Origin of the sequence: Nostoc sp. LEGE 06077 (genome assembly GCF_015207705.1) — a bacterium.
Classification (GTDB): Bacteria; Cyanobacteriota; Cyanobacteriia; order Cyanobacteriales; family Nostocaceae; genus Nostoc_B.
Window position 1 is genome coordinate 1 of sequence record NZ_JADEWI010000066.1, and the last position, 14919, is coordinate 14919.

Genomic DNA, 14919 nt, shown 5'->3' on the forward strand with positions numbered 1-14919 from the left:
GGTTGATGAGAAATAGAATCACTAGTTTGGAGTTTTGTTTGAATAACTTTTGAATCTAAATTAGTATTTGATGTGTCGTTTTCTGCTGGTGGTGATGTCGTTGATAGACTCTCTATTTTTGGATTTGCAATAGAATCATTGCTATCTTGTTTTGTTTGAATAACTTTTGATTCTGTAACAGTAGATGCTATGGCTGGTTGATGAGAAATAGAATCACTAGTTTGGAGTTTTGTTTGAATAACTTTTGAATCTAAATCAGAATTTGATGTGGCGTTTTTTCCTGGTGATGTTGTTGATAGACTCTCTATTTTTGGATTTGCAATAGAATTATTATTATCTCTTTGTGCTTGGATAACTGTTGGGTCTATGCTACTAGTTGACGGTATACTAATATCTACGAGCGCTTCAAGTTGAGCTAAATTTATATCTATACTATTTTTATTTTTTGATAAAATATTGCTGTTTACAACAGAATTATTGGTTTCTAATTTTTGCTGAATAGTTGTTGAGTTTGAAGTTGTTTTTGCTGCTTTATTTGCAGTTGCTAGAGTTGAATCGGTGAAATTTGGTAAGTTAGATTCAGAAAAAAAAGGTGAATTTTCAAATGTACTATCTAGTAGATTAGTATCTATAGTTCCTGAATTTAGAAAGACTGAGGGGTCAAAATTAGAGAGTGGTTTTGCTCCTAATAGTGATAAAAATTTGGGACTGATTAATTTTTGAACAAAAGGCTTATGAGGTAGTAAAGGTCGCTTTACACCTAGATTTAAGTTGGGTGCTGAAGGTTCTGAGGCAAAACCTGTGGTCAGATTTTCTGTCATATACTATTAATTACTAGAAAAGGAACCTGAGCTATCGCGACCAGAAAGAATTGATGCACCGCCAGACCTTGTTTTATCAACTTTCAAGCCTTCGTAAGTTAAAGTTAGTTCTTCAATAGCGACTGTGCTAGAATCTGCACTTAAACTTGGTGCTTTCCATGAGATAGGTACAGCACCAATTAAAGTCCAACATTGCATTGTTTCGCCTGCTTGATTAAAAACTAAAATATTTACATTACGCCGTTCTATTGCACCCGTTAAAATTTTCTCGATCCAATTCCAAAACGTTAAGTCATTAGTAATACCACGTTTGAGGGTAACATCTGAAAAATCTGCTGGATTTAACAATACTCTTTGTTGATTATTGACTCCACCTTCCGCAAATTTTTCAGTTTTGATATTAACTCCCAAACCTTGGCATTCTGTAAAACACGCGGTAATATTACTCTCAATTTCTACATAAAATCTATTGGCGGTAACGTAGTTTAATTCTCGGCTAGTATTAGCCATTACTCACTCCTATAAAAGTTTTAAATTCGTTCTTTTTGTTGCTTTAAGTCGTCTTTCATTAGTTTATAAACTTTATCAGTCAGCTTCCATAAGAGTTGACGATCGCGCATTACCTTACCTGCTAACTTGGCAAGTTTTTTTTGCTGATCACTATCATCGTTCATATCTCAAAAAATTGGATAAATAGATTTATTTATATCAATAAAGTTTACATCTCAACTATTAGCCAATAGTCTACTCTTCTCTAATGATCATGTAGCGGTACTAAACCAGCTTTCTCTAATATTTGCTGTACTTCTGCGGTTCTCAGCATTTCCACGAATTTTTGACCAATAGGCGGACGGCTGTTATCCCCTGGATACAATACAACTAATGGATAACTAAGTGGATATTTGCCTGTTTTGAAGACTAAGATATTGGGCTTATAACTGCCTTTATCATCACACAAATCAGTACTTGGATCTATTGATTTACCATTATCTTGTATTAAAGTTTGAACTGCGGGCTTATTACCATCTGTTATTGCTAAAGGATACGCAGAACACTGACCAAATACTTGACTGAGTGGAGCAAAACCAATACTACCAATAGGTTTATCTCTTTCAAAGTCATTCAATATATTTTGCAGCATTTCTAAAGTAGATAAAGGTGTAAAATTGATTGTATAATTTGTGAATGATGTATTTAATGTTTGCTGTTTTTGGAGACTGCGAAAAGCGCTGATCGCATTTTCACTTTTGAGGACTCTCTGTTCAAATATTCTAATTTGTTCTTTATCTTTTGGTATGTAAAGGCTGACTGGTAAATCAGGGAATTTTTTACCCTTTAATTGGTTCCAGTTAGTAATTTTTCCTGTATATAACTCTTGTAATTGCTCAATACTAATTTGACCATTCAGTGCTTTTGGTAGACTGCTATCACGTTTTGAGTAACTAAAAGCTACAAATACCACTAAACCATCATAAGCAAATTCTTGATGTTTTAGTTCTGGACTAAATTGTTTAATCATATTCGCGATCGCAAAGTCTGTTTTGCTTGATTGTACGTTAGCGATCGCTTGGTCTATACTATCCTCTGGCTGGTAATTTAACTGCAATTTAGGCTGACTTGCTTTTAACTTTTCTTCCAGGGTTTGATTTTGTAATATCAAATTGCTTTGTCGTCGGATAAAACTCCAAGTACTTTCTTTTTCTCCAGTATAGTTAAATTTCCCCGCAGGTACACCAGTCACACTTTTTAAACAGCAAACTACTGGTTCTTCGACTAGGGTTTCTTGATATTTAAATTTTTGGACTAGCCAGCTAATTAATCCTATGATAAGCGCTGCACCCAGGATACTTAATAGTAATACTGAAGGGCGATAAAATTTATTTTTGTTATTTTCGGATTTTTCGTTAATTATTAATACTTGTCTAGGTAAAGCTTGATAAATTTTCAATAATGATTGCCGTGCTTCTTCTGCATGAATAAAGGGTTTATCTAATTCTAAAAGTCTAAATAAAAAAGCTTTAAAATCTGGAGTGATTGATTGCCAATATTGCTCTTTTTTTGGATCAATATCTGCATCTAATGTATGACCTACTAACAAATAAAAAGCCACATAGCCTAAATCAACTAAGTCTTGAGTAACAGTAGGAATAATAGTTTTATTAGTTGATAAATCAAATAACTTTTCCCAGAGTGCTAAATCAGTTAAATGGATAAAAAACTCTTCAGTATCTGCCATAATCAGCAGACTATCAAGATTAATATTACCGTGGGCGATTCCTTGTTGTATTTGCCCAGTTGGAAGACTAAATTTTTGACCGTGGAGAAATTGCAGAGTTTGTAATGCTTGGTCAAGAACACGGTACACATCCCTCTCTGACATAGGTTGATTAGTAGTTGTCAGATATTTTCTGAGGGTGGGATAAGTATCGACATTGCCACTAGTAACAAGATAGCAGCGTTCAGCAACAGGATCGGCTAACGCATCCCAAGGGAAATTTAAGCGAATATCTTGAATTCTTCCATCGGCTAAACTTAACCCCGCTAGGCGTTCAAAGGCTTGTTTTCTGTCTCTAGTTTCCTCAGCGTTAAAAGCCAGTTGAGGTAATAAATATTCTTTAATAATTGCTGGTTGTTGGTCTGTTAACTGAATTCCCTGATATAAACGCCCCAGACCACGATTTCCGATATATTTATCTATGCGATATCGCCCTTTATATCCCCTAAATTCGGTCTTTGGCGGTATAATTGCCGGAAAACCACAGTTTTGGCAGGTTTTAGCTGTGGGGTTTTGTTCTATCGTTGTTTTTGTCCATTCGCAGCCTAAAGGATTTCCCATACAGCAGCGATATTTGTGGTAGATGATATCTACACCCATAGTAGTGAGTGGTTGCACAATTGCTGGAGTTACAATCGGTTCTGGTTCTACAACTGGTGGGTTTTCTGCTTTGGGGAAAAACCTCTGAGGTAATTTGGCTTTGATTTGTTCATAAACCACGACGGAAACCCTTAGTGATCGCTCTTATCTGCCGCATCCTACACTCAATTTTTGTTCAAAGACATTAGACTTTCCGCTAAAATTTATCAAATCCCTGTAATAATGAATCCTGCCCAATAATAAGGATGATTATAAGGCTTTCTATCAGGGATAATTTTGCTAATTCTATATAAATGTGTTGCTAAATAAGTTCTAATTCTCAATTCATCAGGATGCAGAGTTTTGATTAAATTTTCATACCATATCGTCAATTCTCCGGCGGTGACTTCTTGTAACCATGTAGTTGCTTCTGTTAAAGCAGTGGTTGGTGATTGATTTATCTGGAGCCGACGATAAAATTCTATAATTAATAATGCGCTGGCAGATGACTCTACATTCCAAACAGTACTAATAACTTGGGGAACTCCACCACAAAGGAAACTATTAACTAAAGATACATATTCGGTAGTCACATTCTGGTTGAGGTTACTCGCAAATTTACAGGACGAGAGAAATACTAAGTTGTAATTACTCAGATTTTTTTGATATATTTCTTCAAGGATCAGTTTATCTTCTCCTGCCAATATCAATTCTGATTTCCTTGGTTCAACAAAATTGTTGATAGCTTGACTTGTAAAATGAACAATATTGTAATTCTCAGCTAAAGCCTTTTCTATATTAATTTTATTAGCTTCTTCCTCCTGGATACGGTGAGGTTCATCAAACATTTGGCTGATAACTTCTGATTCCAACTTAGCAAATTTTGGTGGAGAATAATTTGCCCTAGTTGGAGATTCAATACTCAGTAATTTTTGCTTTTTCAATTGTCCAATATTGCTAGGTGGTAAGTTTAAACCTACTTGGATATTAGGTAAATAAGTAGTAATCAATCTTGATGAGATATTTTCTAGTTCTAAGTCAGAATTAGAGAGATTAAACAGTACATGTAAAGGTAATCTAGCTAAATCTCGGTGAGGTACTAAAATCAGATTTGTGATGCCTTCAAGTTCTTGAGTAATTGTGGAAATTTCGAGGATTTTTTGCAGATGTAAGAGTTTTTCTTCCATCTGCGATCGCCAGGGATGGTTGCTTTTGGTTTGGGGATCTTGGGCTTGATCACAATAATCTTGATATGTTTGATGCCAATCTTCTAACCAATGTTCAAAAGCAATCAGTCTTCGAGTTGCTTCCGGTAAAGGTAACTCTTGCAGTGGCTTATTAATTTCTGATGATATATTTCCTAGTTCTTGGACGGGGATAAATACCAAAATAGGTGAGGGAGCGCCATCTTTTATAATAAATGTATGCAGAGCCGCTGGGCTAATATGCCAGTAAATAATTGCGGTGGTGGGATTAAGTAAATCTTGGACTGAACGATAATTAAGGGAATAAATTTCATCTTGCCAGCTAAACAATAACCACTGTAAACAAGCATTTTTGATCTGTTCGGCTAGTTCCCACGCTTCTACCAAATCACCAGATTCTACTAAGAAATCAACTCCTAATTGTCCAATTCCGGCAAATTTGAGCGCCAACTGTTTTTTACTTTCATCAGAACGCCCAGGGTCACTAAACAATTCTTGCAATAAATTAGCGGCACGTTGTTGTAATTCTTGTGCTTGTGTAGTTTGCCCTAAACCTAACAAAACTTTAATTAAAGATTGCAGTATTTCTAAATGTAATTGGGGAAATCCTTCCCAACTGAGAGTTAATAATGCTTGATTATATTCAAATACAGATTTGCGCCAATGTTGCCGGGGTGCTGGTTGTTTTTTACCTTGCTCATAATGAGTGTTACCAATAGCTAAATGCAACCTCCCCCAACCCTCTGGGTGGGTATCTGGGCGAATATATTTTAACCCTTGTTCGTAGCTGGCGAGTTTACCTGCATAACCGCCTTGTCTGAGGGCGGGGTTAATGGCGGCGACGTTAGTTAATAAATGCTCCAGTGTTTCGGTATCAGGTATATGACCGATCGCTGTACCTCGACCAATCCACGCTTCCCAATAATCGAGTTTGATTTGTAAGGCGTTGTCGTAAGCCACGATCGCTTCGGGATAGCGTTCCAAATAAAACAGGGCGACCGCTTGATTGTACCAAGCGAGATGAAAGTCCGGTTTGATGGCGATCGCTTTGTTATATGAGGCGATCGCTTCTTCTCTTCTAACTAAGTTATCTAGCGCCACGCCTCGGTTATACCAAGCTAAATAGAAATCAGGTTGCGCCGCCAAGGCTTTGTCCCAAGAAGCGATCGCTTCTGACCACTGTTTTAAATTAAACAGCACCACACCCCGGTCAATCCAAACTTCGTAATAGTCTGGTTGCAGTTCTAAAGCTTGATTGTAAGAGGCGATCGCTTCTGCATATTGCTCACTGACAGCAAAAGCAATACCCCGGTAATACCATGTTTCTGGGTCTTGGGGTTGCAATTCCAAAGCTTGATCGTAACTGGTAATGGCCTCCCACACCTGACCCAACTTCAGTAGAGCTAAAGCCTTACTCGCCCAAGCTTCTGGGTAATTAGGATGAATTTCGATGGCTTGACTAAAAGAAGCGATCGCTTCGGCAAATAATCCCAATTCGCCTAATGTTCCGCCGCGATTGTACCAAGCTTTGTAATGGTCTGGTTTCAGGTCAATTGCTGTGTCATAGGCCGCCACGGCTTCGGCAAAACGTTCTAAATGGAACAAAGTCAAGCCGCGATTAAACCAATATTCATAAGATTCCGGTTGCAATTCAATGGCGCGATCATAAGAAGCGATCGCACTTGCCAAATCTCCAGTTTTGGCTTGTTGCAAACCTTGATAAAACCAAGCTTGTGCTTGAATGGCTGTATTTGCTGGATTAGTGGTTGTAGTCGGAGGTGGGCTAGATTGTGCTGTCAGATTCATCGCCAACTGCTGTACTAAATGTGCGCTTTGATCTAACCTCCCCAACAATTCATCTAGGGTATAGGCAACATTTGGATCTAAATTTGCTAAATACTGATCCCAAGAATTTCCTGAATATCCGGTTCTCACAAGTCTGGTCTGTTCTGCTGGATATTCCAACGACAATTCACTTAAATTACCAATGACATCTTCCGCCGCCGGAGCCAGAAAAGCTACTGTTGCGTTAGGTGCAAATTCATCTCCTGTATATTCCCAGGTGATTTTTTCCTGATTTTCTGCTGCCATTTCCTGGGGTTGTGTTGTGGTGAATTCTTCTCCTGAATACTCCCAAACCGATACATCTGTGTTCTCTATTGGATATTCTTGGGGTGATGTAGTATCTGCTAATTCTGCTTCTGTGTATTCCCAACGAATTTCTTCTAGATTTTCCGTTGCCGTTTGTTGGGGTTGTGTAGTGATGAATTCTTCCCCTGTATATTCCCAAACTGGTACATCAGTGTTCTCTATGGGAGATTCTTGAGGTATCGTCCGAACTACAAATTCTTCCCCTGTATATTCCCAGATAATTTCTTCGACATTTTCTGTAGAAACTTCGGAGGGTTGTGTTTCATTCACTGCGTTTGCTGGCGGTTGTGCAGTCGCTGGCGGTGCTAATTCGTCATATTCCCACAACGATTCACCCAAGTTACGAAGTAAACTCTGTCCCGGAGTGTTTATGCCTTCGCTGCTTGTAGATGCAGCAGGTTGCGCCTCCACATCGTCATCCCATTCATCAGTATCCCGCCTCATTAATCTGATACCAATGTCATAGGAAAGTTCACCCACTTTACCGATGTTGAGTTCCCCAAGTTGTACCATCTGCGTTCCTAACTGCTGATTAGGTGCAGGTGAGATTAACAATCTTTCACCAAAGCTGAGTAACCAATCAATCCAACGCTCTGTACTAATACGGTCTTCCATGCGTTGGAGGTATCTGATTGCCCATTGTTGTCCTCGTCCTTGATGTACCCCTTCTAGCAGTTGGGTAAACAGAAGTTCCAAATCAGCATTAGTTAATTCAGGAGGTGGTTCTACCATCTCCTGTTCCCTAAAGGTTTTTAACGTCTGTTTACTACCAGTGGGCTGGTTTGAATGTGTTTTAAGCCACTGCCATAGCTGCGTGAGCATCTGCACATACTCTGAAGGTTTTGTTTATCCTAGATTGTAGCGATCGTTATGTCAAAAAAGCCTAGATTTGCGTGAAACCCACTGCCATTAACGGGTTTATCTGGTAGATGTTTATCAAAAATATACAAAACTTTGTTAGTTGTTATCCATTTAGCGCAAAGTGTTGAGTATAAACCCAGTAATTAACCTACAGGAAGCCGCTTTGCGTCTACAAGGCTTTGAGCTATTAACATTGTCCTAACCTCAGTGGCTACGGTTCAGTAGAACGACTTAGAAAGACCAAACTATGTAAAGAAAAATTAACTATGCTCAAGTCTTCTTCACTCCAGCCTTGTCCTAGCGATAAATATTCATACCGACTTACTTATACAATCCAAATTGATGAATTTACTCAAGCTGGCGCTTCATCTGAAGTTGAGTTATTGGGCATATAGTATTGATTGACCAACTCCTTGATAATCACTTCTGGATCGTCGGACTCAATTCCCAATTGTTGAGAAATTTGCTGACGTAAGTTGTGATCTTCCTGCATCATGCCAAACAACTGCTCTAAGGTGACAGTTTGGTAATCTCCTTCTGAGGCATTATCGGCTGTTGCTGTGTCTTCTGGTTCTACGTAGTTTTCTGCTGAGAGGAATGTGCTGAAAGTATCTGGCCCGTCATATTCCCAGATTGGTTCACTAGAATTACAAGAATTGCGTGTTAATAACTGCATCCCAATTTCGTAAGCCTCATCGCCGATTTCGCCTACGCCTAAATCACCCAGTTGTACTAACCGCGCGGCTAACTCATTATTTGGTGTCGGTGCTGCTAGTAATCTTTCGCCAAAGCGACGTAACCACTCTATCCAACGTTCTGAAGAAACACGATGCTCAATATTGTGCAGCCATTTGAGCGCCCAAGCCTGTCCTCGCGCCTGATTGACTCCCTCTAAAAGTTCGGTGAACAGAAATTCTAAATCCGTATCACTCAGAGGCGGTGCTGACTCTTGTTGGACATTCACCTCGGCTTTTTTAGGAGTCGATTTTCTGCCAAATAAACTTTGGAAGAGGTTTTTGAGCCATTGAAATAACCGCTTGAGCATTTGTCGCACCATAAAGTGTATTGTCTACCCTAAGATTGTAGCGATCGCTCTTCCAGATAGCGTTGGTGCAGTTAAGAAAATGTACATTCTGAAGTCTGAAGTGTGTAGACGCGCAGCGGCTTGCCGCAGGCTAGTCTGAAATCTTAACTTCATACTTTATATGGTTCAAATGTACTATAGTAAAAAACAGACACGCTACGTTTAAAATATGTGAACGCCAAGTTGGGCGTTTATTAGCAAATTTATTCTGAAAATGTACTGACATTTTCCTTCCATGCCTTACGAACCCCTGCACCACAAGTATCGTCCAAAAAGTTTTGCTGAACTAGTGGGGCAAGAGGCGATCGCTATTACCCTAATTAATGCTATCCGTACAGCTAAAATTGCCCCTGCTTATTTATTCACCGGGCCAAGAGGTACGGGTAAAACGTCTAGTGCCAGAATTCTGGCAAAATCCCTCAATTGTCTCAAAAGTGACAAGCCGACAGCCGAACCTTGTGGTGTCTGTGATGTTTGTCAGGGAATCACCAAAGGCTATTCTTTAGACGTGATTGAAATCGATGCGGCCAGCAACACTGGTGTCGATAATATCCGCGAACTCATCGAAAAAGCACAGTTTGCCCCAGTACAGTGTCGGTATAAAGTGTATGTGGTCGATGAATGTCATATGCTCAGTACCCAGGCATTCAATGCGTTACTAAAAACACTAGAAGAACCACCAAGACACGTAGTTTTTGTTCTCGCCACCACAGATCCCCAGCGAGTTTTACCAACAATTATTTCTCGTTGTCAGCGGTTTGATTTTAGACGCATTCAACTAGAGGCGATGGTGAAGCATTTAAATGCGATCGCCATGAAAGAAAGTATTGATATTTCCGAAGCTGCTGTCACCTTAGTCGCGCAAGTTTCCCAAGGTGGATTACGGGATGCGGAGAGTTTACTTGACCAATTAGCTTTATTATCGGGGCAAGTCACACCGGAAAGAGTCTGGGATTTAGTCGGTTCCGTCAGCGAACGAGATTTGTTAGCCTTATTGAGTGCGATCGCTCAAGATAATCCCGAAGCAATTTTAGACTGTAGCCGTTACATCCTCGACCGAGGTAGAGAACCCCTAACTATTCTGCAAAATCTCGCTAACCTTTACCGCGATTTACTCATTGCCAAAACCGCCCCCAACCGCCAAGATTTAGTAGCTTGTACTCCACAAACTTGGACAGCCTTAATTGAGTTGGCGCAAAATCTACACATCAGTGCAATTTTGGCAGGACAACAACACCTGCGAACAGCGGAAGTTCAAATTAAAAATACTACCCAGCCGCGCTTGTGGTTAGAGGTGACATTCTTAGGATTGTTACCGAGCGCCAGTATTCAGCCAGTCGCCACAGTTGTTTCCTCAAAAGTCAGTATACCTGCACCTCAAAATAACCATCACCCATCACCAACAACTGAAAAAGCTGCTCCTGCACCTTCACACCAGCAATCTATCTCTCCACCTCCCTCTACTCCAAACCAAGAAACTGTCTCGCCACCGCCACCTGTCGCTTCATCCGCACCCACACAGCCAGTTAGCCCTGTGTCAGTTGCCGCAGAATTAGATTTAACCGAAATTTGGCAGCAAGTACTCAGCAATATCCAGCAAATTCCCCGCAGAGCATTGTTAGGGCAAATGTGCCATCTGATTGAGTTTGATGGTAATAGTGCGCGTGTAGGTGTAAAAGCTGCATGGTACGACAAAGTTAAATCTGATCTACCTATGATTACAGCTGCTTTCCAGCAGACTGTGAATCGCAACGTTGAAGTTAGTTTAGAAAAAGCTACTGCTGCAACAGCTTCTGCAAATAGAAAAGAACAGTCAGCCAATGGTTCCAACCGTGTTCAGCAACCATCTGCGCCTCAACACAATAACCATCATCAAGCACCAGTACCGCAGGCCTTTACACCGCCACCTGTACAAATACAGCAACCACCTGCTACACCTCCACCCGTCAAACCTGAATTTTCCCCAAATGGTAATGGTAATGGTGCTGCTCATATCCAACCTTTACCACCAGAACCTACGCAAAATTCTTCTGAGGAGTGGGAAGAAGTGACTAGAGCCGCGCAACATTTAGCACAATTTTTCGATGGGCAAATTGTCCGCTTTGCCGATGGTGGCTCAGAATTTTCTGGTTCTACGACTCCATCTGACTGGGTAGATGAAGTTGAGATCGATGATTAAGAGAATAAGCTAAAAAATAATATTTTCTGGTGTTGGTAAATCCTAGGATGAATTTAGCTCCCATAAACAGTGGAAAGAATATCCTTTTGTGTTAACCTGCGGCGTTACCCAGGCTTATGTGCTGCCAGAATCAAAAATAGCGGAATACGCTTTCGTCGCTGATAAGTTTCCATGTCTTGGAAATATTCAGGTTGCGGATGTGCCTCACGCAAATCCGTAATGATAAATCCAGCTTTCTGGAGGAGATAAAAATATTCTTCAACCGTGCGGTGATATTTCTGCACTGTACCACCAAGCCAATTTGTCACTCGCAGTCCAGTCGTGAAATAATTATCGACGAGCCAATCTTGGCGGAGTTTGCCAGCTGTCCAACCACTGTCACAAGAAGTAATCACGGGATGCTCAACTGAAAAAATAAACTTTCCCGTTGGAGTGATCGCATCAAAGACTTTGGTGCAAATTGATGCGAGATCAGCAATATAATGTAGGGCAAGTCTTGATATAACTAGATCAAACGCTACTGGCGGATAAGCCCAATCCTCAATTCTCTGGCAAACAATTTCACCAGATGTGTTTGCAAGTGTTTGACGCGCAACGGTAGCCATCTTGTGTGAGCCTTCGATGCCAATGTAGCTCGTCGCTCCCTGCTGAAGAAGTTCCCGCCCAATTGCAGCATTGCCACACCCAAGATCAAGGATACGTTGGTCAGTAATGGGATTAATGAGATCCATCAGCACTGGCTTTTCCAGCGTATCATTGACCGTATCTACACGTTGACGATGTTGCATATAGGTTGCAAAAACCACCTCATCATCAAAAAAGTTTGGGCCTGACTTTTCCATGTGAATGTATTAAGTCCTATTATTTTTAACCTTACTTGTTTAATCCAAAATAAAAAAGGCAAAAGAAAAAATTCTTTTGCCTTTTACTTTTTAATTTTTGCCTTTTTAATCTCCACTACCAGAATGTACTGTTTTCACCCATTTCAGGCGCTTTGGCCTAAAGGACATCCGGGCAGTGGTACTACTCATCACTATTAACCAGTGCAACATATATAATGTGCCGCGCAGGGTTTGTAGTAGTAACACAGGATAAGTAGCAACGGTGAATTTTTGCTCTTGGCGTATCCGCCGCAGTCCGGCAAACATACCCACAACAGACATAGATACTGATAGGGTAGTAATTGGGCTGAACAGTGGTAGGCGATGCCGTGTAACTGCCATTAATAAATCTGGGATGGCAGCTGTTGGCAAGATGTACATGGTGATCATAAACATGAGCATATCCCAGGTTTTGCGGGTTCCCATGCGGTTTTGCAGAATCAGATCCCAGTAATCTAAATAACGCTGATAGCCACCTTCTGCCCAACGGTTGCGCTGATGCCAAAGGGCGATCGCAGTTGTCACACCTTCTTCTTGCACGGCTGGGGAGAATACGCACTCAATATCCCAGTTGTCCAAATGCAAGCGTAAGGTCATATCTAGGTCATCGGTGATGGTTTCTTCATTCCATCCACCACAACTGTCTAAGGCTGTGCGTCGCACAAATTGACCGTTACCGCGCAATTCGCCAAGTCCACCCAAAGCAATGCGCTGCTGCTGGAACCAAGTGTCCAGAGCCATCTCTGCCATCTGTCCCTTAGTCCAAAAATTTTCTTTGGCATTGGCGATCGCTTTCCGCACCTGCACCGCGCCGACTTTTTCTCTTTGGAACAAAGGTACTATCTGGAGTAGTAAGTCTGATGGCACTTGAGCATCAGCATCAAACACGGCGATAATTTCGCCTTTAGTCTGTGGCAAAACCTGATTTAATGCTCCCGATTTACCACCACCAGCTTGGGGTGAACGCCGCAGTACTTTGAGTTTTTTGTACTCTTGTGCCAGTTCTGCTAAGATTTGCGGTGTTTTATCGGTACTGTTATCGTCAATTATCCACACTTCATATTGCCCATCTGGATATTCCAGACTGCAAAGATTCTTGACTAATTTACCAATTACCGCTTCCTCATTTTTTGCAGCTACCAACAAAGAGACAGAGGGTAATTCGCCCTGCATTTCTTTTTGATAACGGCGGGGTTTAGAAAATACCACTACTAGGGCATGAAGTCCCATAATTGTGGTCAATCCTAAGACAAATATATAAGCCCAAGAAGCTAAGTGTAGAGCGATCGTCCCACTCCAAACTATTGACAATACCAGAGCGGCTTTACGTCTACGTCCTTGAAACCGGGATGGTTGAGACAAATCGCTTGTCTCAACTAATGACTCTTCCGTAGCTGATAGGTCAGCCAACAGAGAATCAAGCCCTTCAAGCTCTTTGTATGAATCGTTTTCAGGCCAGGAGTTCGCTGGCATAGTTTATTTAATGCAATACCAGTATTTTTCTACACCCATAAATAAGCTGGGAATTACTTAACGTCAAACTTCAACTATGCTATCTGCGGTTACTTGCTGCATCGGCGATCTGTTGTCTTTATTGGGCAACTGTAGATTAAGCAAAGTAATCACAAGATAGGCACAGCTTACAGTTGGGAGACATTGCAATCAGCGCGTTTACTGCCTAATATTAGGTTTTTTTGCCGCTAATGCCCCAGCTTTCATAAGAGCTAATGCAGCCTTATTGTAACCGAAATTTTAATATTTCTTAGTAGTAACTTTAATAGCACTATCACAAAGTCAAAACTAAAAAGACGAAATGCAAAGAATTACTTATTGATTGTTTACATTTCATCAAGATTTTTACAATTACTTTTCACACTTATACCGTTTCTCGATGAAGAGGTAGAAGGGAATACTGACTCAGTGCCAAAGCCCATGACCAAAGGAAGGGTCTAAAACCCCGCATTCTGTGCGAATTCCATTCGTTGGGACTTGCTGCAAGATGTGTGTAGTGTGTATTACAGAGTTTTTTTGGGAATACTATTGACAACGGCTAATATCCCCAGTTTCAACTAACTTGAGGAATATTCAACAATGTCTATTGAGCAACTACAACCGGCAACTCAGCAGCAAGCAAGCGTCTACTTGCCATACATTCAAGGTACAAAGCGTAATTTCTTGCCTTATGCTATCAGTCTCTATCAAAAAGGTATTGTCGAAGGGCATCGCAAAATAGAAGCTAGTGATCATATTCCCTTTGTAGCTTCTTGGAATGTGGCCAGCCTGCCTTCTGACTTGACGCGGTGCCGAATACAGTTTGATGGTAATGCTGAACTCAATTATGAAGTGATGATGGCTAGCTTTGAGTTTATTGGTTTTTTAATTGAATTAATGGACAACTATAAACGTTATCGTGTAACAGACTTTTCACAATCTTTTTACCGCAAGTTGCTGCGTATAGATGACTAAATCAATTCCCTAAAAGTTTAGGACAATACGGTTCAGTTAAGAAGGTTTTCTTGTGGAGATAAGGTAACGGGGAACGGGGAACAGTAAAGGATGAAAAAGCTTATCTGAACCGTATTCTGGTATAGGATAGCAAGGGAAAATAATTTCCCTTGAACCTATCTCAGACAGTGATGATTTCCAGCATTCAGGTATAATCTAGTTTATGGATTTAGCCTCAAGCTAAAAACAGTTAAAACATTAATTTAAATACCCAGTAATTACTCACTTTATAGAAGAAAGACTGTCAATAAAAGCTAATTTTTTACCCAAAAAAATGTTAATTCTCAAAAACTATGCTCACTAAGAGCGTAAGTCTTCTGCTGGAACAAACTAAAATTAGGAAACACCTAGCTAGGTTCTACTTCCTTTTGAAATTAG

At 40.4% G+C, this 14919-nt stretch carries 11 protein-coding genes; 2 read left to right on the forward strand and 9 right to left on the reverse strand.

Annotated features, from left to right (window positions below):
- From IQ244_RS27410 to IQ244_RS33090, 7 genes are all read right to left on the reverse strand, one after another.
- Nucleotides 1-821 (reverse strand): hypothetical protein (locus IQ244_RS27410; RefSeq protein ID WP_193899853.1); only part of this gene is annotated, 821 nt, incomplete at its 3' end.
- A gap of 6 nt (nucleotides 822-827) precedes the next feature.
- Complete coding sequence (locus IQ244_RS27415) at nucleotides 828-1331, reverse strand: phage tail protein (RefSeq protein ID WP_193899854.1); 504 nt, start codon at nucleotides 1329-1331, stop codon at nucleotides 828-830.
- A 20-nt stretch (nucleotides 1332-1351) separates the two neighbouring features.
- On the reverse strand, nucleotides 1352-1495 hold the full coding sequence (locus tag IQ244_RS27420; protein ID WP_193899855.1) for a hypothetical protein: 144 nt from the start codon (nucleotides 1493-1495) through the stop codon (nucleotides 1352-1354).
- 80 nt (nucleotides 1496-1575) lie between these two features.
- Entirely contained in the window at nucleotides 1576-3816 is a 2241-nt protein-coding gene (locus tag IQ244_RS27425) for a substrate-binding domain-containing protein (protein ID WP_193899856.1), read from the reverse strand.
- 86 nt (nucleotides 3817-3902) lie between these two features.
- On the reverse strand, nucleotides 3903-7853 hold the full coding sequence (locus IQ244_RS27430) for a CHAT domain-containing protein (RefSeq protein WP_193899857.1): 3951 nt from the start codon (nucleotides 7851-7853) through the stop codon (nucleotides 3903-3905).
- Between the two features lie 391 nt (nucleotides 7854-8244).
- Nucleotides 8245-8949: a hypothetical protein gene (locus tag IQ244_RS27435; RefSeq protein ID WP_193899858.1), complete on the reverse strand. Its 705-nt coding sequence runs from the start codon at nucleotides 8947-8949 to the stop codon at nucleotides 8245-8247.
- 12 nt (nucleotides 8950-8961) lie between these two features.
- A complete protein-coding gene (locus IQ244_RS33090) occupies nucleotides 8962-9090 on the reverse strand; it encodes a hypothetical protein (protein WP_265578958.1) in 129 nt (42 codons plus the stop codon).
- Nucleotides 9091-9211: 121 nt separating this feature from the next.
- Between IQ244_RS33090 and IQ244_RS27440 the strand changes: the two genes are divergently transcribed.
- Entirely contained in the window at nucleotides 9212-11155 is a 1944-nt protein-coding gene (locus IQ244_RS27440) for a DNA polymerase III subunit gamma/tau (RefSeq protein WP_193899859.1), read from the forward strand.
- A 104-nt stretch (nucleotides 11156-11259) separates the two neighbouring features.
- Here IQ244_RS27440 and IQ244_RS27445 read toward each other — a convergent pair whose 3' ends face one another.
- Together IQ244_RS27445 and IQ244_RS27450 are read right to left on the reverse strand one after the other, a co-directional pair.
- Entirely contained in the window at nucleotides 11260-11886 is a 627-nt protein-coding gene (locus IQ244_RS27445) for a class I SAM-dependent DNA methyltransferase (RefSeq protein WP_228059196.1), read from the reverse strand.
- A 216-nt stretch (nucleotides 11887-12102) separates the two neighbouring features.
- Nucleotides 12103-13509, reverse strand: a complete 1407-nt coding sequence (locus IQ244_RS27450) for a glycosyltransferase (RefSeq protein WP_193899861.1) — start codon at nucleotides 13507-13509, stop codon at nucleotides 12103-12105.
- 618 nt (nucleotides 13510-14127) lie between these two features.
- On the opposite strand from IQ244_RS27450, the gene ebsA reads away from it, so the two are divergent.
- A complete protein-coding gene (gene ebsA / locus IQ244_RS27455; RefSeq protein ID WP_193899862.1) occupies nucleotides 14128-14502 on the forward strand; it encodes a type IV pilus biogenesis protein EbsA in 375 nt (124 codons plus the stop codon).
- Nucleotides 14503-14919 lie beyond the last annotated feature (417 nt).